Annotated in this window: 18 protein-coding genes; 6 read left to right on the plus strand and 12 right to left on the minus strand. The window is 61.6% G+C overall.

What is annotated here, in order from left to right:
• Positions 1–96 precede the first annotated feature (96 nt).
• Complete coding sequence (gene orn, locus V6M90_RS00695) at positions 97–639, minus strand: oligoribonuclease (protein ID WP_003171343.1); 543 nt, start codon at positions 637–639, stop codon at positions 97–99.
• A gap of 109 nt (positions 640–748) precedes the next feature.
• Here orn and rsgA point away from each other — a divergent pair, with 109 nt between their 5' ends.
• Both rsgA and V6M90_RS00705 read left to right on the plus strand, forming a co-directional pair.
• A complete protein-coding gene (gene rsgA / locus V6M90_RS00700) occupies positions 749–1,780 on the plus strand; it encodes a small ribosomal subunit biogenesis GTPase RsgA (RefSeq protein ID WP_003171340.1) in 1,032 nt (343 codons plus the stop codon).
• Between the two features lie 286 nt (positions 1,781–2,066).
• The gene (locus V6M90_RS00705) at positions 2,067–2,462 is read left to right on the plus strand and encodes a type II toxin-antitoxin system PemK/MazF family toxin (RefSeq protein WP_042945566.1); all 396 of its coding nucleotides are present in this window, start codon (positions 2,067–2,069) and stop codon (positions 2,460–2,462) included.
• Between the two features lie 60 nt (positions 2,463–2,522).
• Here the strand turns inward: V6M90_RS00705 and motB are convergent, their stop codons facing one another.
• On the minus strand, positions 2,523–3,542 hold the full coding sequence (gene motB / locus V6M90_RS00710; RefSeq protein WP_003171339.1) for a flagellar motor protein MotB: 1,020 nt from the start codon (positions 3,540–3,542) through the stop codon (positions 2,523–2,525).
• 3 nt (positions 3,543–3,545) lie between these two features.
• Positions 3,546–4,397, minus strand: a complete 852-nt coding sequence (gene motA / locus V6M90_RS00715) for a flagellar motor stator protein MotA (protein ID WP_003171338.1) — start codon at positions 4,395–4,397, stop codon at positions 3,546–3,548.
• Between the two features lie 167 nt (positions 4,398–4,564).
• On the opposite strand from motA, the gene V6M90_RS00720 reads away from it, so the two are divergent.
• Genes V6M90_RS00720 through asd form a run of 3 tightly spaced genes read left to right on the plus strand, consistent with a single transcriptional unit; the run spans position 4,565 to position 7,849 of the window.
• Entirely contained in the window at positions 4,565–6,100 is a 1,536-nt protein-coding gene (locus V6M90_RS00720; protein WP_332845948.1) for an HDOD domain-containing protein, read from the plus strand.
• Between the two features lie 57 nt (positions 6,101–6,157).
• Positions 6,158–6,973, plus strand: coding sequence for a rhodanese-like domain-containing protein (locus tag V6M90_RS00725; protein WP_141063035.1), 816 nt, complete (start codon positions 6,158–6,160; stop codon positions 6,971–6,973).
• Between the two features lie 15 nt (positions 6,974–6,988).
• Positions 6,989–7,849 (plus strand): archaetidylserine decarboxylase, encoded by an 861-nt coding sequence (gene asd / locus V6M90_RS00730; protein WP_003171334.1) that lies wholly within the window; start codon positions 6,989–6,991, stop codon positions 7,847–7,849.
• A gap of 68 nt (positions 7,850–7,917) precedes the next feature.
• Here the strand turns inward: asd and serB are convergent, their stop codons facing one another.
• Positions 7,918–9,132 (minus strand): phosphoserine phosphatase SerB, encoded by a 1,215-nt coding sequence (gene serB / locus V6M90_RS00735; protein ID WP_003171331.1) that lies wholly within the window; start codon positions 9,130–9,132, stop codon positions 7,918–7,920.
• 133 nt (positions 9,133–9,265) lie between these two features.
• On the opposite strand from serB, the gene V6M90_RS00740 reads away from it, so the two are divergent.
• On the plus strand, positions 9,266–10,762 hold the full coding sequence (locus V6M90_RS00740) for an AhpA/YtjB family protein (RefSeq protein ID WP_003171330.1): 1,497 nt from the start codon (positions 9,266–9,268) through the stop codon (positions 10,760–10,762).
• 145 nt (positions 10,763–10,907) lie between these two features.
• Here V6M90_RS00740 and V6M90_RS00745 read toward each other — a convergent pair whose 3' ends face one another.
• The 8 genes from V6M90_RS00745 to V6M90_RS00780 form a co-directional block, all read right to left on the minus strand.
• A complete protein-coding gene (locus tag V6M90_RS00745; RefSeq protein WP_078731308.1) occupies positions 10,908–11,615 on the minus strand; it encodes a PqiC family protein in 708 nt (235 codons plus the stop codon).
• Positions 11,616–11,791: 176 nt separating this feature from the next.
• On the minus strand, positions 11,792–14,056 hold the full coding sequence (gene parC / locus V6M90_RS00750; protein ID WP_003171328.1) for a DNA topoisomerase IV subunit A: 2,265 nt from the start codon (positions 14,054–14,056) through the stop codon (positions 11,792–11,794).
• 73 nt (positions 14,057–14,129) lie between these two features.
• Positions 14,130–15,125 carry an esterase-like activity of phytase family protein gene (locus V6M90_RS00755; RefSeq protein ID WP_332845949.1) on the minus strand — a complete coding sequence of 332 codons (996 nt, stop codon included), beginning with the start codon at positions 15,123–15,125 and terminating at the stop codon, positions 14,130–14,132.
• Positions 15,125–17,029, minus strand: coding sequence for a DNA topoisomerase IV subunit B (gene parE, locus V6M90_RS00760; protein ID WP_003171326.1), 1,905 nt, complete (start codon positions 17,027–17,029; stop codon positions 15,125–15,127). Before parE ends, V6M90_RS00755 begins: the two co-directional genes overlap by 1 nt.
• Positions 17,030–17,083: 54 nt before the next feature.
• Complete coding sequence (locus tag V6M90_RS00765; protein ID WP_003171325.1) at positions 17,084–17,692, minus strand: YqiA/YcfP family alpha/beta fold hydrolase; 609 nt, start codon at positions 17,690–17,692, stop codon at positions 17,084–17,086.
• A gap of 97 nt (positions 17,693–17,789) precedes the next feature.
• Positions 17,790–18,605, minus strand: a complete 816-nt coding sequence (gene cpdA, locus V6M90_RS00770) for a 3',5'-cyclic-AMP phosphodiesterase (RefSeq protein ID WP_003171324.1) — start codon at positions 18,603–18,605, stop codon at positions 17,790–17,792.
• A 97-nt stretch (positions 18,606–18,702) separates the two neighbouring features.
• Positions 18,703–19,152 carry a DUF1249 domain-containing protein gene (locus tag V6M90_RS00775; protein WP_332845950.1) on the minus strand — a complete coding sequence of 150 codons (450 nt, stop codon included), beginning with the start codon at positions 19,150–19,152 and terminating at the stop codon, positions 18,703–18,705.
• On the minus strand, positions 19,143–19,760 hold the full coding sequence (locus tag V6M90_RS00780) for an NUDIX domain-containing protein (protein ID WP_003171322.1): 618 nt from the start codon (positions 19,758–19,760) through the stop codon (positions 19,143–19,145). Before V6M90_RS00780 ends, V6M90_RS00775 begins: the two co-directional genes overlap by 10 nt.
• Between the last annotated feature and the right edge of the window lie 35 nt (positions 19,761–19,795).

The following is a 19,795-nucleotide window of genomic DNA, read 5'->3' on the forward strand; positions in this document are numbered from 1 at the left end:
AGGGAGAAATGCGGCAACGGCAGTGGGGCCGCTACGCAGCCCAGCGCGGGGCAAGCCCGCTCACCACAGGAAGCCCGGACACGGTAAGAAACCGTTTCAAGCCTTGATGAAATGCTTGCGGTAATGCTGCAGCTCGGCAATCGACTCGCGAATATCATCCAGCGCCAAATGAGTGCTGCCTTTATGGAAGCTGTCTTTGACCTCAGGCGCCCAGCGTGCGGCCAGCTCCTTAAGCGTCGACACATCCAGGTTGCGGTAGTGGAAGTAGCTTTCCAGCCCCTTCATGTGGGTATAAAGGAAGCGACGATCCTGGCAGATGCTGTTGCCGCAGATTGGTGATTTGCCCTTGGGCACCCACTTTTCCAGGAAGGCGATGGTTTCGGCTTCGGCCTCGGCCATGCTGATACGGCTGTCGCGCACACGCTGGGTCAGGCCGGAATTGCCGTGGGTGCGGGTGTTCCACTCGTCCATGGTGGCCAGCACCGCGTCGCTGTGGTGGATCGCGATCACCGGACCTTCAGCCAAGGTGTTGAGGTTGCTGTCGGTGACAATGGTCGCCATCTCGATGATGACGTCGGTGTCGGGGTTCAGACCGGTCATTTCCAGATCGATCCAAATCAGGTTCTGTGGGTTTTGCATGGCTTGATTCTCTTGGCACCTTGGCGTAGCTGCGCAGTTTAGCAGGCGGGGCCGTGCTAGACTCGCGACCGTTTTACCCAAACCTTTGCATTATCGACACGGAACACCAATGGCCAAACGCCAGCTCAATCGTCGCCAAAACTGGCGCATCGAAAAGATTCAAGGTGAACGCGCCGCGCGCGCCGCCAAACGTGAATCCTCCGCCGTGGAAGCGCTTGAAGGCGGCGACCTTGGCCCCGAACAGACGGGCCTGGTGATCGCGCACTTCGGGGTGCAGGTCGAAGTCGAGGCACTGGAAGGCGAACTCGCGGGCTCAGTGTCCCGTTGCCACCTGCGCGCCAACCTGCCTGCGCTGGTGACCGGCGACAAAGTGGTATGGCGTGCCGGCAACCAGGGCATCGGCGTGATCGTCGCCCAGTTGCCGCGCACCACCGAACTGCGCCGGCCCGACAGCCGCGGCCAGCTCAAGCCGGTGGCAGCCAACGTCGACATGATCGTGATCGTGTTCGCGCCACTGCCCGAGCCGCACGCCAACCTGATCGACCGCTACCTGGTGGCCGCCGAGCATGCCGGCATCCGCCCGTTGTTGCTGCTGAACAAATTCGACCTGATCGACGAGCAGAACGCTCCGGCGCTAAATGCGCTGCTGGCGGTCTACCGCACCCTCGGCTACCCGGTGCTGGAAGTCTCGGCCCATCACGGCAATGGCATGGAACAACTGCAACAGCAGCTCGACGGGCGTATCAGCGTGTTTGTCGGGCAGTCCGGCGTGGGCAAATCGTCGCTGGTCAACAGCCTGCTGCCGGAAGTCGACACCCGCGTAGGCCCGCTGTCGGAACTGTCCGGCCAGGGCACCCACACCACGACCACGGCGCGGTTGTTCCACTTCCCCGGCGGCGGCGAGTTGATCGACTCCCCGGGCATTCGTGAATTCGGCCTCGGCCACGTCAGCCGCAGCGATGTGGAGGCGGGCTTCATCGAGTTCAACGACCTGATCGGCACCTGCCGCTTCCGCGACTGCAAACACGACCGCGAACCAGGCTGCGCCTTGCTCAAGGCCCTGGAAGACGGCCGCGTGCAGCAGCAGCGGATGAACAGCTATCGGTCGATTATTGCGAGTTTGCCGGAGAGCAGTTACTGACAGGGCATCTCTTGATACCTATAAATTACAGTGCAAAGCGCCCTACTCCATTGAATTAATGGGAGTTGGCATCAAGAATTCAGCACAACTGGGTGGCTCGTCGACACAAGCCCGCTTGAATTCGGAATTTATGATGCTCATAATCACTCCGTCACCAGCGAAAGCTGGCAGGAGTCTGGGTCCCTTTCGGGGTTGATCCAGCGGCGCAGAAGGGGCGAAGCAAGCTCAACTGCGTGTCGAATGAAGCCGCCTTCGGGCGGCTTTGCTTTTTGTGGGACATTCACGATTGGCTCTCTACTATCACCCCAAACAAGGCGACGTTCTTCTCTGCGACTTCACCCGAGGCTTCGTGGCACCGGAGATGCTGAAGATACGTAAAGTCGTCGTGATTTCTCCTACCGCAACTCACAATCGCAAACTCTGCACCGTGGTGCCCATCTCATCTACCGCCCCTGACATCCAGCATGACTGGCATCATTTGCTACGTACCAATCCACTTCAATCCGATGGTTATAAAGAGCTGTGGGTGAAGTGCGACATGATTTACACGGTCAGCTTCGAGCGTCTCGATAAACTCCACAGAAAAACCCGGTCCAAAGGGCGAGAGTATTTCGTGCCCCGCCTGTGCACCAATGACATGCAGGGTGTGATCAGTGGTGTTAAGGCCTACCTTCCGCTTTGACCAAAAAAAACGCCCCGATCAGTCGGGGCGTTTTTGTTGAAGAAGTGCGGAGATGATGACTTAAGAACCTGTCCCAGGCACCGTAGGGTCTTTCACCCCACCATCATCAAACAGGTTCAGCTTCTGCCGCAGCTCGTGGGCCGGCAACGGCTCCTGCCCCGGCGGGATCGCGTTCGGGTCGGCAGGCACTTCGCCTGGCGCACCGGCACCTGGGGTTGGCTGCGGTGGCGGCGGCTGATCGCCTTCAATCGCGCGCTGGGCCTTTTTGGTCAGCACGACAATGTCGATGCGCCGGTTGGCCGGGTTGAACGGATCCTTGTGATCGAACAGCTGCGAGGAGGCAAAACCCACCACGCGAGCGACCTGCGGGTCCGGGTAGCTACCGGCCACCAGTGCACGGCGCGCAGCGTTGGCGCGGTTGGCCGAAAGCTCCCAATTGCCGAAGTCGCCCTGGCCTGCATACGGCTTGGCGTCGGTGTGGCCGCTGATGCTGATCTTGTTCGGCACCGTCTTGATGGTGTCGGCCATGGCCAGCAGAATGTCTTCGAAGTACGGTTTCAAGCGGGCGCTGCCAGAGTCGAACATCGGCCGGTTGGCGGCGTCGGTGATCTGGATGCGCAAGCCTTCCGGAGTGATCTCGAACGAAATCTGATCCTTGAACTTCATCATCTGCGGATTTTCTTCGACCTTGTTCTGCAACTCTTGCAGCAGCAGCTCAAGGCGCTCCTGCTCGACCTGCTCGGCCATGGTCTCGACGGTATCGCGTTCGATCGGGATTTTTTCCTGGGGCGCTTCGGTCTTGACCTCGGGGTTGATGGTGCGCTCAGGCGCCAATTCAGGCGAGCCGCCCAGGTCGATCACAAAGGGCGTGCCGCTTTCCGAAAAGCCAATCGGGTCTTTGAAGTAGCCGGCAATGGCGATCTTCTGTTCAGGCGTGGCCGTAGACATCAGCCACAGCACCAGGAAGAACGCCATCATCGCCGTGGCAAAGTCGGCGAAGGCGATCTTCCAGGCGCCACCGTGGTGCCCCGCAGCGAAGCGCTTGACGCGCTTGATGATTATCGGCTGGTTGTTTTCCATGGCTTAGCGACCGCGAACCGCTTGTTCCAGCTCGGCGAAGCTTGGGCGATGCTTCGGGTACAGGACCTTGCGACCGAACTCCACCGCCAGCGATGGCGGCATGCCGGAAGCGGATGCCACCAGGCTGGCCTTGATCGACTCGTACAGATTGATTTCTTCCTTGGCGTCGTGGGCCAGGGAGGTCGCCAGCGGGCCGAAGAAGCCGTAGGCCGCGAGAATACCGAAGAAGGTCCCCACCAGGGCCGCACCGACGTGCATGCCGATGGCCGCCTGGTCACCCTCGCCCAGGGAAGCCATGGTCACCACGATACCGAGTACCGCCGCAACGATACCGAAACCGGGCATGCCGTCAGCGACGCCGGTCACGGCGTGGGACGGATGCTCCAGTTCCTCTTTAAGACTGAACAGCTCCATGTCGAACAGGCCTTCAAGCTCATGGGGAGCCATGTTGCCGGACGACATGATGCGCAGGTAATCACAGATATAAGCGGTCATGCGCTCGTCTTTGAGCACCGCCGGGTACTTGGCGAAAATCGGGCTGGCCGCAGCGTCTTCGATGTCGGCCTCAATGGCCATCATGCCTTCGCGGCGGCTCTTGTTGAGGATCTCGTACACCAGGCCCAGCACTTCCAGGTAGAAGGTGTGGGTGAAGCGCGAGCCGAACATGCTCAGCGATTTTTTGATCACGTGCATGGTCATGTAGCCGGGGTTGGCCTGCAGGAAAGCACCCAACGCCGCACCACCAATAATCATCACCTCAAAAGGTTGGATCAGTGCCGCAATTTTACCGTGGGACAGGACGTACCCGCCGAGCACGCTCGCGAAGACGACGATGATGCCGATAATTTTAGCCATAGGAGATGAGTACTTGCGCCGTCGGGTTCATGGACATATTTGGGGGAACTGAAAAACTCTTGTTCTACTTATCGGCAAAACTGCGCCAGACTATAGGCCGTTAAGGCGAAAAGCCAGTTCGGCCCGCTCCGGGCGTGTTGACCGCAAGTGATGATCGCGCCCCAATCATGGCAAATGAAACGACAGTCCCACCTGTAAGACCTTTCTCTCTCGCCGCTTGGATCAAGCGCCTGGACGAGGTGTTGCTGCCTGTTCCCCAGGCCAGCCACGACCGCGTGTGCAAGGCAATCCGCGACAACCGTAGTTCGTTGCGAGATATTGCCGAACTGATGCAAAACAGCCCCGCCTTGGTGCTCAGTGTGATGCGCGAGGCCAACAGCCACACCCATGGCAGCCTGGCGGAACCGGCTGAAAACCTCGAAGTGGCGCTCAACCGCCTGGGCCTCAAGCGCGCCGAAGAACTGTTGGCGCGCCTGCCCTCGGTGCCGGCCCATGAGATTCCCGTGGCGCTGCGCCAGTTATTGCTGGTGAGCCAACACGCGTCACAGCAAGCCAATGGTTTGTTCGGCAACCGCCTGGCGCGACTCTGGCAGGACATTCATTGGGGCAGCCTGCTGTTTCTGTCGCCGCTGTGGCCGATGGCCGTGGCTTATCCCAAGTTGCTGGAAGAATGGGAGCTGCGCGTCATCCACAAGGGCGAGTCGGCACGCAAGGTCGAGCAGGAGCTGTTCGGCGTGCGTCTGCTGGACCTGTGCCTGGGCATGAGCGACGCCTGGCACCTGCCGATCTGGGTCTCGCAAGGCTATACGCTGATGCAGAGCGAACAGCGTTTGTTGGTCAAAGCGCTGCATATCGCCCGCGAGGACGACGCCCTGCGCCACCAGCAACTGCTCGACGCCGAACCCAACCTGCGCCGCTGGCTGAACCAGCCGGCCAATACCGTGCTGCTGGCCAACGGCCTGGCGATGTCCGCCCAGGAATCCTGGACCTGCCCGCACACCCAGCGCTGGCAGTACCTGACCGCTTTGTACCTGCAACAGCCCTTGGCCGAGGTGCAGCAACATTCCCATCAACAAGCCGTGACCAGCGCCCGCACCACCCTGATGCCCGACCTCTGGCACCCGGCGCTGTCGTTGATCTGGCCATGGCATGTACAGAAGATTCATCGCGGCCTGCTGCCGGCAGCACCACCTACCGCCGAGGCACTGGCGATCTGGCGCAAGCGCTGCACCGAACTGCTGGTAGAGCCAAGCCGCTTTGCCAACGCCATGCACCTGACTACTTGCGCCAAGGAAGCCCTGGTGGCCAGCGGCATGCAGCGGGTCATGCTGCTGATGACCGACCGCGCCCAGAGCACCTTGCGTGTGCATCAGGTCGACGGCCTGCCGAAGGACGCCGCCAACCTGAGCCTGGACGCGGTCAACAGCACGCTGTTGCAGCGGCTGCTGGAAAAGTCCGCCCAGGTACGCCTCACCCCGGATAACCATGCCCAGTTCTCGGCCTTACTGCCGCCGATCCTGCGTCGCCTGTTCAACGGTGAACACCTGCTGCTGCGCTCGCTGAGCTGCAACGGCAAGGTGGTCATGCTGATGGTGGCCGACCAGGGCGGCGGACCGTTCTCGGAAACCACCGTGCAGGCCTTCGGCAAAACCGCCCAATGCATCGAAAAAGCCCTGCACTGCTTTACCAACCGCAGCGTCTGATGCTTGCGCTACAATCGCCCTCCTTTATCGCCAACATTTGTGCCCAGGAGACCTCACATGCCTGACTTCTCTGGCTTGCCGCTGGTGATCGAATCCAGCGACCTGATCGGTCGCCTTGATGCCGAACACCTGATTCTGGTGGACCTCACCAGCGCCGCCCGCTACGCCGAAGGACATATCCCCGGCGCGCATTTCGTTGACCCCAAACGCACCCAGCTGGGCCAGCCGCCGGCACCCGGCCTGCTGCCCCACAAGGCCGACCTGGAAAAACTCTTCGGCGAACTGGGCCACACACCCGACGCCACGTACGTGGTCTACGACGACGAAGGCGGCGGCTGGGCCGGGCGTTTTATCTGGATGCTCGACGTGATCGGTCACCAGAAATACCACTACCTCGACGGTGGCCTGCTGGCCTGGCTGGACGCTGAGCATCCCGTGTCGACCGACGTACCGGCCGCGCACGGCGGCCCGGTCAGCCTCACGCTGCACGACGGCCCCACCGCCACCCGCGAATACCTGCAAAGCCGTCTCGGCGCCGCCGACCTGGGCATCTGGGACGCACGCGGCCCGCTGGAATACTCCGGTGAGAAGGTGCTTGCCGCCAAGGGCGGGCACATCCCCGGCGCCGTGAACTTCGAATGGACCGCCGGCATGGACAAGGCGCGCAGCCTGCGCATCCGTCGCGACATGCCGCAGATCCTCGAAAACCTCGGGCTGACCCGCGACAAAGAAATCATCACCCACTGCCAGACTCACCACCGCTCTGGCTTCACCTACCTGGTGGCCAAGGCGCTCGGTTATCCGCGAGTCAAAGGTTATGCCGGTTCCTGGGGCGAATGGGGCAACCACCCCGATACCCCCGTTGAGATTTAAGGTTTAAGGACAGTTATGAAAAAGCAGTTGTTTATCCTCAGCCAGTACTTGCTGCCGCACCATTTGCTGTCGCGCCTGGCCGGCTGCATTGCCGAGTGCCGCGTACGCTGGTTCAAGAACGCGTTCACCACCTGGTTCGCCAAGCGCTATCAAGTGGACATGTCCCAGGCCCTGGTGGAAGACGTGACCGCGTACGAGCACTTCAACGCCTTCTTCACCCGCGCCCTCAAGGACGGCGCGCGCCCGCTGGATCAAACCCCAGGCGCGGTGCTGAGCCCTGCCGATGGCGCGGTCAGCCAGCTGGGTCCGATTGAGCACGGGCGTGTGTTCCAGGCCAAGGGCCACAGTTTCAGCGTGCTGGAATTGCTGGGTGGCGATGCGGCCGTGGCGGCACCGTTCATGGGCGGCGATTTTGCCACCATCTACCTGTCACCGAAGGACTATCACCGCGTGCACATGCCATTGGCCGGCACCTTGCGCGAAATGGTCTACGTGCCAGGACGGATTTTCTCGGTCAACCAGACCACCGCCGAAAACGTACCGGAACTGTTTGCGCGCAATGAGCGTGTTGTCTGCCTGTTCGACACCGAACGCGGCCCAATGGCCGTGGTGCTGGTGGGTGCGATGATTGTGGCGTCGATTGAAACCGTGTGGGCTGGCCTGGTCACGCCGCCGAAACGCGAGCTGAAAACCTTCCGTTACGACGAAGCCGCGCGTGCGCCGATTCATCTGGAAAAGGGTGCAGAGTTGGGACGCTTCAAGCTGGGTTCGACCGCAATCGTGCTGTTCGGGCCGGATCAGGTGAAGTGGGCCGAAGAACTGGTGGCCGGTTCGCCTGTGCAGATGGGCCAGGGTATCGCGTTGCCTAAAGCCTGATCTGAAAACTGCAAGGATCAAATGTGGGAGGAGGCTTGCTCCCACATTTTTTTACTGCATTTCTTCAGTTACAACTGACCGTCGCGGTCGCGAAAGCCCAGCAGGTAAAGCACGCCATCCAGCCCCAGGGTTGAAATCGCCTGCTTCGCCGATTGCTTGACCAGTGGCTTGGCGCGAAACGCCACGCCCAACCCGGCAATCGCCAGCATCGGCAAGTCATTCGCTCCGTCGCCGACCGCAATGGTCTGCTCCAGACGCAAGCCTTCCTTGTGAGCCAATTCCTTCAGCAGGTCCGCCTTGCGCTGGGCGTCGACAATCGGCTCCACCGCTACGCCAGTCACTTTGCCGTCCACCACTTCGAGTTCGTTGGCGAACACATAGTCGATACCCAGCTTGGCCTGCAATTGCTTGGCGAAGTAGGTGAAGCCACCGGACAGGATCGCGGTCTTGTAGCCCAGGCGCTTGAGTTCGGCGAACAGGGTTTCGGCGCCTTCGGTCAGGCGCAGGGATGCACCGATGGAATCCAGCACGCTCACATCCAGGCCCTTGAGCAACGCCAGGCGTTCCTTGAAGCTGGCGCGAAAATCCAGCTCGCCGGCCATGGCGCGCTCGGTGATCGCTGACACCTGCTCGCCCACCCCGGCGGCCTTGGCCAGTTCGTCGATGACTTCGGCTTCGATCAGCGTGGAATCCATGTCGAACACCGCCAGGCGACGGTTACGGCGGAACAGCGAGTCTTCCTGGAAGGCGATATCGACGTTCAGCTCCTGGGCCACGCTGAGAAACTCGGCGCGCAGGGCTTGCGGATCGGCCGGTTCACCGCGCACGGAGAACTCGATGCAGCCCTTGCCTTGATCAGCCGGTGTGTCCAGCGGCATGCGGCCCGACAGACGGTCGATATGGTCGATATTCAAACCGTAGTGCGCGGTGATCGAGCTGACGCGCTGCAGCTGTTCAGCCGTGACCTTGCGCGTCAGCAGGGTGACGATGTGGCGTTTCTTGCCCTGACCGGCCACCCAATGCCGATAATCCTGTTCGGACACCGGGGTGAAACGCACCTGCTGATCGAGTTTGTACGCGGTAAACAGAATGTCCTTGAGCACGGACGAGGCCTGCTCGGTGCTGGGAATTTCCACCAGGATGCCGAACGATAGCGTGTCGTGGATCACGGCCTGGCCGATGTCGAGAATGTTCACACCACCCTGGGCCAGGACACCGGTAATGGCGGCGGTAAGACCCGGGCGGTCCTCCCCGGTGATGTTAATCAGGACAATTTCGCGCAAGGCGCACCCCCAGGCTGGAAAAAAACCGCATTCTACCCACTTTCAGTGACCATCGGGCACAGCCAGCGCTTTGCCGGTGTTAGGCCTGTCGCTATACTGCGCGTCAACTTCACGGACCAAGAGCCGAGCTCAAGTGAACCGGCCCACGCCAGTAAAAACCGATAACTTCTTCCTGCTGATCTTCCGGGCACTGCGCCACCGCCGTGTACCGATCGCATTACGCATCGCCAGCCATAACGTGATCCTGGTCGCCCTGGCCCTGGTGATCTACGCCTGTGTGATGGGTTTGCAGTTCAAGCAGGCCATGCATGAGCAAGCCGACGCCCTGGGCGAGAGCCTGACCACCCAGACTGCCACCTCGGCGACTGAGTTGCTGGTGTCCAATGACATCCTCAGCCTCAACGTGCTGCTCAATAACCTGACCAAGAACCCGCTGGTGGCCCACGCCGCCATCTACAGCGTGGACAACCGCATCATGGCCGAAGCCGGGCAGCGCCCGAAGAATGGCCTGCTGGGTGAAGCCGAAGGGTTGTATCAGAGCAACATTACCTTCCAGGATGTTAAAGCCGGTCAACTGCGCATCAGCCTCGACATGCAGCAGTTCCAGCAGCCGATGACCATCAGCCTGCAGAGCATGGGCATCCTCAGCGCGATCCTGCTGGCATTGGCCCTGGCCTTGAGCCTGCGCCTGGGCCGGCATATCTCCACGCCATTGATGCAGCTGCGCATCTGGCTGCGGGATATCGACGAACACACCCCGGCCACCGATCGCCAGGATGAAATCGGCGACCTCGCCCGCCAGCTCCATGCCAGTTTCGCTCCGGAGCCGGTGGTGCCTGAGGTAGAACCCGAGCCCGAGTTCGATGACGGCGACTACGACGAAGCGTTTGAGGTAGAGGACGCTCCGGTGGCCGGCTTGAAGCCCGCTACGCGCAAGGCGTTCAAGGCCGAAGAGGACGAGCCGGACGATGAAGACCCGTTCGCCGACCTGCGCGACACCTCGGCCAGCGCGCCGGCTGTCGCCCCCAAACCGCTGCCGGTCAAGAGCACCGAACCCCAGTACAGTGCCGTACTGGCTGTGCAACTGGGGGCCCAGGACCAACTGCGGCGCCTGCCCCGCGCCCGCCTGACCGAATTGCTCGAGCGCTACCGCGATTGCCTCGACCAGGCCGCCTCGCTGTACCAGAGCGAACTGCATACCCTCAACGATGGCAGCACGCTGATGCTGTTTCACAGTGAAGACAGCGGTGAGGACTACCTGACCAACGCCATCTGCTGTGGCGAACTGCTGCGCGCCCTGGGCCATGCCCTGCAGATTGAAGTGGCCGACAGCGGCATCACCTTGCAATTGCAGCTTGGGCTGACCGTGGGCGATGACCTGTTTGGCATGAGCCAGATAGACCTGCTGCTCACCGAGATCGCCCAGGACGCCCTGGCGCTGTCCCAGCACAGCCGCAATCTGCTACTGGTAGAGCGCAAGATCAGCGAAGACACGCTGATCCGCCAACGCGCGCGCATCCGCCCGATTGCCAGCCCTGAAGGCGCCAGCTGTGTGGAGCGTTTGATGGAGCCGTATCCGTCGATGCTGGAGCGGCAGTTGGCGCGGATGCATGAGACCCGCAAGCCCTGAAGCGCAATGAAGGACCAATGTGGGAGGGAGCAAGTCGAATCGTCGCACCGCACCTCCCACCTTTGGATTCCACAAGCCTTAAGTAAATCGTACACAAACAAAAGGCCCGCTGAGTCAGCGGGCCTTTTTTTGTCTGCGTTTCAGGTCAGAACCTGAACACTTCCATATCCGTACGAATCGGTGCAGCCATTGGCATTTTTGGCCTTTGCGGTGCGGCCGGCTTGGCCTGCGCCGGGGCTTGCTTGCGCGGCGCCTCGGCAATCGGCGGCTGGTTGGCCAGTGGCTTGAGGGCCACCGACAACTGTTGCGCCAGATGCTGCAACAGCACGCCCTGGGCCTGGACCTGGGACGCGGTAGTCCCGGTATGCTCTTCCTGCAGGTGCACGATGCGGTTATCACGCACCTGGCCGCGACGGTCGATCAGGCGCCACTGCGCGTCGAGGATCGCCGGTTGCGACTTGCCGGAATCGAGCCGGGTGATGGTCAACAGCACCTGCACATCCGGGCTGAAACCAGTCGGTGCGGGCGCGAGGACGACGCGCTGGCTATCGAGATGGCCAGCTACCTGGCGCAAGACCAACTGGTTGATATCGGACGACAAACTGCCCGCCCAACGGCCATCGGTTGAACCTTGCAGGCTGCCGTCACTCTGACGCTGCAGCAGGGTTTCGCGTTGCAGGTAGTCCGCGACGACCACCGGTCCCAGCAGGACGGCCATGCCGGCAGCTTGTTCTGGCTGTGCCGGACTTCCGCTGTCCAGCTGGTACAGCGACACCGGTTGGTGCGTGCTGCAACCCGCCAGCCCCAGTAGGCCAGCGAGCATGAAAATAAAAGGAAGGCGTGGAGCAGTCATCATCCCATCCAGGTGGCTGCCACAAGGCGAACCACAATGTAATACTAAAAATAACCTAAATACGCTCGGCCACGCCGGCGCTGGAAAGGCCATATCATCCGTGAATATGCGCCATGACTCCAGCGCCAAAGCGTCGATCTACGGGTTAAATCGTAGATCGAGCCCTCTAGTACGCCTTAAACCGGCGTTTCCACCAACAAGGCATCCACCCGCTGGAAGCCCCGAGGCAGTTTGTTACCGCGCCGGCCACGCTCGCCCTTGTAGTGTTCAAGGTCATCCGGGCGCAATGACAGCGTGCGCTTGCCGGCCTGGAGCACCAGGGTCGCGCCTTCCGGGATCACCGCAATGTCGGTCACGTACTCTTCGCGACTGGCCACGCGCTCACCAGGGATACCAATAATCTTGTTGCCCTTGCCTTTGCCCAGTTGCGGCAAGTCACTGATCTTGAACACCAGCAGCCGCCCTTCGGTGGTCACCGACGCCAGCCAATTGCTCTCACGGTCGTCCACCGGCCGTGGCAGGATCACCTTGGCGTTGTTCGGCAGGCTCAACAACGCCTTGCCCGCCTTGTTCTTGGCCTGCAGGTCTTCACCCTTGACCACAAAGCCGTAGCCCGCGTCAGACGCGATCACGTACAGCGAATCATCGTCGGGCAGTAACACACATTCAAAATTCGCCCCCGGCGGCGGCGTGAGCCGCCCGGTCAGGGGTTCGCCCTGCCCTCGTGCAGACGGCAGCGTATGCGCCGGCACCGAATAGCTGCGTCCAGTTGAATCGATAAACACCGCAAACTGGTTGGAACGCCCGGCCGCTGCGGTCTTGAAGCCATCGCCGGCCTTATAGGAAAGGCCGGTGGCGTCAATATCATGCCCTTTGGCGGAGCGAACCCAACCCTTTTCCGACAGAACGACGGTAATTTTCTCGTTCGGTAGCAGCTCGGTTTCCGTCAGCGCTTTCGCCTCTGCACGCTGAACGATAGGCGAACGGCGATCATCACCGTAGGTTTCGGCATCTTTGATCAGCTCGCTGCGCACCAGCTTTTTCAGCTTGGCCTCGCTGCCCAGCAGGGCTTGCAGCTTGGCTTGTTCCTTGAGCAGCGCGTCCTGTTCGTCGCGCAGTTTCATTTCTTCCAGCCGCGCCAACTGACGCAGACGGGTGTCGAGGATGTAGTCAGCCTGGATCTCGCTCAGCTCGAAACGCGCGATCAGTTCGGCTTTCGGGTGCTCGGCGGTGCGGATGATGTGAATCACTTCATCCAGGTTGAGGTAGGCGATCAGCAAACCGTCCAACAGGTGCAGGCGGCGCTCGACCTTGTCCAAACGGAATTGCAGGCGGCGACGAACGGTCTGCACCCGGAACGCCAGCCATTCCACCAGCAGGTTGCGCAAGTTCTTCAACTGCGGCTTGCCGTCGAGCCCGATGATGTTGATGTTGACTCGGTAGCTGGACTCAAGATCCGTGCTGGCAAACAGGTGCTGCATCAGCACTTCGTGGTCGACCCGGCTGTTGGTCGGGATGATCACGATACGGCAGGGGTTTTCGTGGTCGGACTCGTCACGCAGGTCGGCGACCTGCGGCAGTTTCGACGGTTTGGCCTGCATCAGCGCGGCGATCTGCTCCAGCACCTTGGCACCGGACACCTGGTGCGGCAGTGCGGTAACGATAATGTCGCCATCCTCGACGTGGTACACGGCGCGCATGCGCACCGAGCCCTTGCCGGTCTCGTACATTTTCAGCAGGTCGGCGCGCGGCGTGATGATTTCCGCTTCGGTCGGATAGTCCGGGCCCTGGATATGCTCGCACAGCTGTTCGACGGTGGCCTTTGGCTCATCGAGCAGGCGCACGCAGGCCGTGGCGACTTCGCGCAAGTTGTGCGGTGGCACGTCAGTCGCCATGCCGACAGCGATGCCGGTGGTGCCATTGAGCAGGATATTCGGCAAACGTGCAGGCAACACCAGGGGTTCGTCGAGCGTGCCGTCGAAGTTCGGGCCCCAGTCGGCGGTGCCCTGTCCCAACTCGCTCAGCAGAACTTCCGAATAACGCGACAGGCGCGCCTCGGTATAGCGCATGGCGGCGAAGGACTTCGGATCATCCGGCGCACCCCAGTTGCCCTGGCCATCCACCAGCGTGTAGCGGTAGCTGAACGGCTGGGCCATCAGCACCATGGCTTCGTAGCACGCCGAGTCGCCGTGGGGGTGGAATTTACCCAACACGTCACCGACGGTACGCGCCGACTTTTTGTGCTTGGAATCGGCGTCCAGGCCCAACTCACTCATGGCGTAGATGATGCGCCGTTGCACGGGTTTGAGGCCGTCGCCGATATGCGGCAGGGCACGGTCCATGATCACGTACATGGAGTAGTTGAGGTAGGCATTTTCGGTGAAGTCAGCCAGCGACCGGCGCTCTACGCCATCTAAGCTGTCTGCGAGGATGTCACTCATGCGGGCCTCATCAATGTTTGGTCAGGCGCAGCGCAAATGCCGCTGTGCCGGGTCGTGTCAAAAAAGGGATGGCTCATGGCTGGGCGCCCCAGCCACCGGCCGGGGCGGCAAAACGGTAGACCATTGGACGTTTTTCACCATCGGCGCGTGGGCCGAAGTTGTTGTCCAGGCCGATCCAGGCACCGCCGTCATCAATGACCAGCGCCTCGGCCAGGCCGTAGGGCTGATCATATTGGCGTTGGGGTGCGAGCATGTCGGCGGCAAACGACCAGCACCGCTCCACCGCAGCGGTCACGGCATCGCGGCGACACAGTTGGTACTGGCTGCTCTCAAGGGTGAACAACTTGCCCTTGAACAGCGCTACATCGGAGAAATTCCTGGAGATGGCCTTGGCCTTGGGCATCTGACCAGGCTGCATTTCAATCCCCGCCTCGCTCAGCAATACGCATGGACCGTCGCAATCCCACAGGCTTTGCGGGCGCTTGATCGAGACGAGCCCGCGCCGCTCACGTTCGGCCGTCAGCCAGATCTGGTTACCCTCAGGGTTGATCGCCACGCCTTCGAACAACGCGTTGAAGTGCAGTAACAGGCCACTGGCGCGGGCTTCACGCACCATGCCCGGGGCGATTTTCAGCCACTGCGGCGCGCCGGCCATCGGTACCTGCAGCACCGCCGCATGGGCTTCGCTGACGATGTAGCGGTTACCCACGGCATCGCAGGTGATGCCTTCAAAATCCAGGTCCCCGCCTCGAACGAACGAGGCAGCCTTGGTGCGCGAGCGCAAGCCCCAGGGCAGCCCGGACTCCGGCACCGGCGGCACATCGATGTTCAGTGCCTGGGCCTGCCAGGTTGCTGTACGGGTATCCAGAAGGTAAATCTGATCGTCATCACGATCAGAAACCGCCCACAACTCATCACCGCACAAGGCCAGGCCCGACAGGTTACCGCCACGCATGCCCTCCACCGGGTGCTCGGCGATCAAGCTGAGCTCGGTCTTGGGCTCGGCGACCACCGGGGCGGTTTCCAAGGCGCAGAACAACAGTATCGCCAGGGCGAAACCGCTGCGCATCAACCCAGCACCTCGGCCAGGTTGCCTTTGGACTCCAGCCAGGACTTGCGGTCAGGCGCGCGTTTCTTCGCCAGCAGCATGTCCATCATTTCCGAAGTGGCGGCAAAGTCCTCCAGTGTCAGCTGCACCAGGCGCCGGGTGTTCGGGTCCATGGTGGTTTCACGCAGCTGCGGTGGGTTCATCTCGCCCAGGCCCTTGAATCGCGTGACTTGCGGCTTGCCGCGTTTCTTCTCGGCCACCAGGCGGTCGAGGATGCCATCGCGCTCGGCTTCGTCCAGGGCGTAGAAAATCTCCTTGCCCAGGTCGATGCGGTACAGCGGCGGCATGGCGACGTAGACGTGACCGGCATCCACCAGCGGACGGAAGTGCTGCACGAACAGCGCGCACAGCAAAGTCGCGATGTGCAGGCCGTCGGAGTCGGCGTCGGCGAGGATGCAGATCTTGCCGTAGCGCAGTTGCGTCATGTCCGCCGCGCCAGGGTCGACGCCGATGGCCACGGCGATATTGTGCACTTCCTGGCTGGCCAGCACTTCGCTGCCATCGACTTCCCAGGTGTTGAGGATCTTGCCGCGCAACGGCAGGATCGCCTGGAATTCCTTGTCCCGCGCTTGCTTGGCGGAACCACCGGCAGAGTCACCCTCCACCAGGAACAGTTCGGAACGCATCGGATCCTGTCCGGCGCAGTCAGCCAGCTTGCCGGGCAGTGCCGGGCCCTGGGTGATGCGTTTGCGCTCGACCTTTTTGCTGGCCTTGAGACGACGGCCGGCGTTGTTGATCGCCAGCTCCGCCAGGGCCAGGCCCAGTTCCGGGTGCTCGTTAAGCCACAGGCTGAAGGCGTCCTTGACCACACCGGACACAAACGCGGCGGCCTCGCGGGACGACAGGCGCTCCTTGGTCTGGCCGGAGAACTGCGGCTCCTGCATCTTCATCGACAGCACGAACGCAATGCGCTCCCACACGTCTTCCGGCGCCAGCTTCACGCCACGCGGCAACAGGCTGCGGTATTCGCAGAATTCGCGCATGGCATCCAGCAGCCCCTGGCGCAAACCGTTGACGTGGGTACCGCCCTGGGCCGTGGGGATCAGGTTGACGTAGCTTTCCTGCACGCTGTCGCCGCCCTCGGGCAACCACAGCAGCGCCCAGTCGACAGCTTCTTTATTACCGGCCAGGCTGCCGCAGAACGGTTCGTTGGGCAGGCGTTCGAAGTCACTGACCGAATCTTCCAGGTAAGAGCGCAGGCCGTCTTCGTAATGCCACTCGACCTTTTCGCCAGTGCCTTTGTCTTCAAAGGTGACCAGCAAGCCCGGGCACAACACGGCCTTGGCCTTGAGCACGTGCTTGAGGCGGCTGATGGAGAATTTCGGCGAATCGAAGTATTTCGGGTCCGGTGCGAAGTACACGCTGGTGCCGGTGTTGCGCTTGCCAACGGTGCCGATCACCTGCAGGTCGGTGGCTTTGTAGCCATCGGCGAAGGTCATCTCGTACTCGTTGCCGTCGCGCTTGACCTTGACTCGCACCAGGGTGGACAGGGCGTTGACCACCGAAATACCCACGCCGTGCAAACCGCCGGAGAACTGGTAGTTCTTGTTGGAGAACTTGCCGCCGGCGTGCAGCTTGGTGAGGATCAGCTCGACGCCCGACACACCCTCTTCCGGGTGAATGTCCACCGGCATGCCGCGACCGTCGTCGGACACTTCCAGGGAGTGGTCAGCGTGAAGAATGACATGCACCGACTTGGCGTGCCCGGCCAAGGCTTCGTCGACGCTGTTGTCGATGACTTCCTGGGCGAGGTGGTTCGGCCGACTGGTGTCGGTGTACATGCCGGGGCGTTTACGCACCGGGTCGAGGCCCGAGAGGACTTCGATGGCGTCGGCGTTATAAGAGCTAGCGCTGGGAGTGGCCATGGGGTCTCGTCGTGAGTCGTTCGATTAAAAAGTGACCTGCGATTTCCAAGGCGATTACAGTGCCGAAAAATCGAAGGATTGGTACTGATCCGCGCCAATGCCGGCAAAGCTCAGAAGCGCCGGCAATTGCTGGGCGAACCCCTGGTAACCATGGTCGCCACCGGCCTGGATACGCAAGGCACAGGCCCGGTAATACTGCTGGGCGAGGCGATAATCCAGGGTTTCATCCCCGGTCTGCAACCACACCTGATAACGCGCGGCATCCTGGGGGGCCGGCACTTCCAGCTCGGCCAGCGCCGTCACATGATCATGCGTCAGCTCCCAGCTTTCATCGGTGTAGAGGTTCTTCTGGGTGCCCAGGTAACCGTCGAACATCCGATGGGGGCTCACCGCCGGGTTGACCAGCAGCGCCTTGAGGCCATGGCGTTCGGCAAGATGGGTTGCATAGTAGCCGCCGAGCGAGCTGCCGACCAGCAGTGGCCGGCCCAGTTGCGCAATCGCGTCTTCCAACTGAGGAATCGCCTGACGGGGATGGTGATGCAGGGCCGGCACACGCAGTTGGTCGGCCAGGCCGAGGGCGTCCATCACGCGGATCAACTGGCTGGCCTTGTTGGACGCCGGCGCGCTGTTGAAACCATGGATGTACAGGATCGAAGCGGACATGCCGGGCTCTCCGTGCTTGCGCCAAAAGGGCGCAGTTTACAGGGATCGGAGCCCTGTGTGACTGATACAACGCCATCGGGGGCAAGCCCCTCCCACATTAATAGCCGTTGCTGCCGTAATCCACGGTGAAGGCGAAGCCTTGGACCCGCTCCACGCCCGTCTCCAACCGCCCGTCGGCATGCAAACGCAACCAGCGATACCCCGGCGCCTGCTCGCTGACCTTGAAGTCTTCACTGCCCGGCGCGAACTGGATGCAGGTCGATGGCGACGCCAGCAGGCGCACGCCGTTGCGTTCGCGGTCGATTTCCTGGTGCACATGGCCCCAGAGCACTGCCCTCACCTGGGGAAAACGGTCGAGTACGGCAAACAAAGCATCCGGATTGCGTAGGCCGATGGGTTCCATCCATGCGCAGCCGATGGACACCGGATGATGGTGAAAACACACCAGATGATGGCGAGCAGGCGCTTCGCTCAACGCCTGGGCCAGCAATTGCAACTGTGAATCCTGCAGGTAGCCCGGCACCGAGCCCGGCACAGCGGAGTCGAGCAGGGTAATGCGCCAGTTGCCCACATCCACCACCGGCTCCAGCAGGTCGCTGTGCACGGCGGCCTGCGCCATGATCTGCGGTTCATCGTGATTGCCGGGAATCCAGCGTACCGGGGCGTCGAGCAGCGCGGTCATCTCGCGAAACCGCTGATAGGAAGCCAGCGTACCGTCTTGGGACAAATCGCCCGTAGCCAGCACCAGGTCGATCTGCGGCTGCTGCTCGCGCACCAACTCGACCGCCCGTCGCAGGCTCTCACGGGTATTCATGCCCAACAGCACAGCGTCGGCCTCGGCAAACAAATGGCTGTCGGACAGTTGCACCAGCAATACCGGTGCATCGGGGTTCACGACGGATACGCTCGGCAAGGCGTTCTCCCAAGGCAATCACAAAATGGAGGTGTGGCGTGATTATGCTGGGGCAGGACACAAAGAGGAAACCCAGGGAAGCAAACGCAGTTCACATCTAGCGCACGACTTCAAACTCATGGCCCAAGGCCAGGCAGTGGCTCAACCATTCACCGAGGAACACATTGAGCTGTGCTTTCTCATCGGGCTGGAGCATGAACACATTCGGGTAAGGATAGATGCTGCGAAAGCGCCGCGCATGTTCGGCGCTGATCACCTCGGCCATGCGCGCGTCGTGATACACCTGCACTTCCAGTTGCGGCACCGGCAGCCACGGCAGGCTGTGCTCCTGGCGCACGCGCAAGGTGGTGGTGTACGGGCAATTGACGATGACTTCCAGGGCCAGCACGCCGAGCATCTGATCGCCGTGGGTCACTCCGATGCGCCGCGCCTCGGGCGCGTGGCGCATGTCGGGCAGCAGGCGCATCAGCCGCGCATAGTTGGCCTCGCAGGCCGCTTGCAGCCCGATCAGGTCGACTCGATAACGTTCCCGTGCCTTTACTGCCATAACCCCCTCACTTCCGCGCGATTAAGCGCAAGCCATTGCAGGGCGATAATGCTGGCTGCGTTGGAAATCCTGCCGTCGCGCACAGCTTGCAGGGCGTCTTCGAATGCCCAGACCGTCACGCGGATGTCTTCTGCCTCTTCTTCCAACCCATGGACGCCGCCTGCCCCCGAGCTGTCGCAACGACCCAGGAACAAATGCACGAATTCGGTACTGCCGCCGGGCGACGGGAAATACTTGGTGATCGGCCACAGCGCGGAGAAGGTCAGCCCAGCTTCCTCCTCGGCTTCGCGGTGTGCAACCTCCTCCGGTTCTTCGTCCTTGTCGATCAGGCCGGCGACCATTTCCACCAGCCACGGATTATCGGTACGGCCCATGGCGCCTATGCGGAACTGCTCGATCAACACCACTTCATCACGCTGCGGGTCGTAGGGCAGCACGCACACGGCGTCATGACGGACGAAGACTTCACGGTTGATCACCCGGCTCATGCCACCGTCGAATTTCTCGTGACGCAGTTGCACGCGATCAAGCTTGTAGAAGCCCTTGTAGGCATTTTCGCGCTGAACGATTTCAATCGTGCTCGGCGTCGACTTTGCAAAGTCCGTCATATCCCTTCCTCGTTATGCCTGGGCAATTCGCGCCA

The sequence above is a fragment of the Pseudomonas lactucae genome (assembly GCF_036688725.1).
Lineage (GTDB): Bacteria > Pseudomonadota > Gammaproteobacteria > Pseudomonadales > Pseudomonadaceae > Aquipseudomonas > Aquipseudomonas lactucae.

What these genes read in the sequence shown, in the direction of transcription:
- motB (WP_003171339.1), bottom strand. Translation starts at nt 3,542, where the DNA reads ATGGAAAACAACCAGCCGATAATCATCAAGCGCGTCAAGCGCTTCGCT.
- V6M90_RS00765 (WP_003171325.1), bottom strand. Translation starts at nt 17,692, where the DNA reads ATGTCCGCTTCGATCCTGTACATCCATGGTTTCAACAGCGCGCCGGCG.
- motA (WP_003171338.1), bottom strand. Translation starts at nt 4,397, where the DNA reads ATGGCTAAAATTATCGGCATCATCGTCGTCTTCGCGAGCGTGCTCGGC.
- V6M90_RS00775 (WP_332845950.1), bottom strand. Translation starts at nt 19,152, where the DNA reads ATGGCAGTAAAGGCACGGGAACGTTATCGAGTCGACCTGATCGGGCTG.
- V6M90_RS00745 (WP_078731308.1), bottom strand. Translation starts at nt 11,615, where the DNA reads ATGACTGCTCCACGCCTTCCTTTTATTTTCATGCTCGCTGGCCTACTG.
- parE (WP_003171326.1), bottom strand. Translation starts at nt 17,029, where the DNA reads ATGGCCACTCCCAGCGCTAGCTCTTATAACGCCGACGCCATCGAAGTC.
- V6M90_RS00720 (WP_332845948.1), top strand. Translation starts at nt 4,565, where the DNA reads ATGGCAAATGAAACGACAGTCCCACCTGTAAGACCTTTCTCTCTCGCC.
- V6M90_RS00755 (WP_332845949.1), bottom strand. Translation starts at nt 15,125, where the DNA reads ATGCGCAGCGGTTTCGCCCTGGCGATACTGTTGTTCTGCGCCTTGGAA.
- asd (WP_003171334.1), top strand. Translation starts at nt 6,989, where the DNA reads ATGAAAAAGCAGTTGTTTATCCTCAGCCAGTACTTGCTGCCGCACCAT.
- V6M90_RS00780 (WP_003171322.1), bottom strand. Translation starts at nt 19,760, where the DNA reads ATGACGGACTTTGCAAAGTCGACGCCGAGCACGATTGAAATCGTTCAG.
- rsgA (WP_003171340.1), top strand. Translation starts at nt 749, where the DNA reads ATGGCCAAACGCCAGCTCAATCGTCGCCAAAACTGGCGCATCGAAAAG.
- parC (WP_003171328.1), bottom strand. Translation starts at nt 14,056, where the DNA reads ATGAGTGACATCCTCGCAGACAGCTTAGATGGCGTAGAGCGCCGGTCG.
- orn (WP_003171343.1), bottom strand. Translation starts at nt 639, where the DNA reads ATGCAAAACCCACAGAACCTGATTTGGATCGATCTGGAAATGACCGGT.
- V6M90_RS00725 (WP_141063035.1), top strand. Translation starts at nt 6,158, where the DNA reads ATGCCTGACTTCTCTGGCTTGCCGCTGGTGATCGAATCCAGCGACCTG.